We start from the raw sequence: 1,270 nt of genomic DNA on the forward strand, positions 1-1,270 counted from the left end.
GCCCGCCCGGTCCGCCATCCCCTGATCCTGGACGGCCCGCCGGATCTTCGAGGCCAGCCGAGGCACCGTGAGCGCCCGGAAGGGCAGCGGCCGGGGCCCGGCCCCGAGCGCGGCGACTCGCTCGCCCCAGTAGGGCTGGTCGCCGAAGAAGGGGCACACCACCGTCGGCACGCCCGCCCGCAACCCCGCCGCCGTCGTCCCCGCGCCCCCGTGGTGCACGACCGCGGCCATCTGCGGAAACAACCACGAGTGCGGGACGTCCCTCACGGCGAACACCTGCTCGTCCGAACTCTCAGGATCCCCCTGGACGACGCCGCGCACCCCGGCCAGCCTCAACGCGGCCCGGACGACCTGCCCGGTCATCGCGGCGTCCTTGGGCACCATGCTGCCGAACCCGACGTACACCGGCGGCGGCCCGTCCGCCAGAAAATCCGCGAGTTCCTGAGGAGGCTCCCAAGCGGGCTCGTCGAGAAACCAGTATCCGGTCAGATTCACATAGGACGGCCAGTCCCCAGGCCGCGGAACCACCACCGGGCTGAAACACGCCAGCACCGGCCGCGAACCCCGCCGCACGCCCCGCACCGGCAACCGTTTCAACCGCAGCACGTCGTCCCGCCACGGGTTGATGAACGGCCTGGCCAGCTGCCAGGCGATCTGGTCGACCGCCGCGAAGCTCGCCCGGTTCGCCCACGGCCCGAGCAGCCGCGCCTGCGGAATGAACGGATGCGGAAATGCGCCCGTCGGCTGGCTTGGCTGGAAATGAATCAACGCCCAAGGAACGCCGAGATGCTCGCCGATATGCTGAGGAAGGAGCCCTAGAGTGGGCCCCAGAATAAGGTCCGCGCCCTTGCAGGCGTCCAAACACTCCGCCAACAACCGCTCGGCCATCGGCCCCAGAATCCGCCGGAACCCGCCAAGGAACTTCACCGGATTGCGCCCACCGGCCAGAAGTTCCTGCCCGGCGTCCGATTCAAGGATCTCCATCGGGTCCGCCGTCAACGGCGCCGGCTCCAGCCCCGCGGCGACCACCATGGCCGAGTACCGCGCGCTCGCCACCAGCCGCACCTCGTCCCCCCGGCCCCGCAACGCCCGTCCCAGCGCCACGCAAGGCTGAATGTCCCCCCGCGACCCCGCCGCGAAGATCACGATCCTGCTCACCGCCGCCTCCTCACCAGGCATCACTACGCGGACTGACCTGCGGTTCGTCCTCGGGCTCCTCCGCGGGCACATAGGGCTCGTACCACCCCTCGGGCGGCACCGGTCGGGCGGG

1 protein-coding gene is annotated in these 1,270 nt (G+C 71.1%); it reads right to left on the bottom strand.

The window, feature by feature from the left end:
* Window positions 1-1,179, bottom strand: a 1,179-nt coding sequence (locus E1298_RS46995; RefSeq protein ID WP_165976004.1) for a glycosyltransferase, incomplete at its 3' end; no start/stop codon positions are given.
* Between the last annotated feature and the right edge of the window lie 91 nt (window positions 1,180-1,270).

This window comes from Actinomadura rubrisoli, from assembly GCF_004349215.1.
In the GTDB taxonomy this organism is placed as follows: domain Bacteria; phylum Actinomycetota; class Actinomycetes; order Streptosporangiales; family Streptosporangiaceae; genus Spirillospora; species Spirillospora rubrisoli.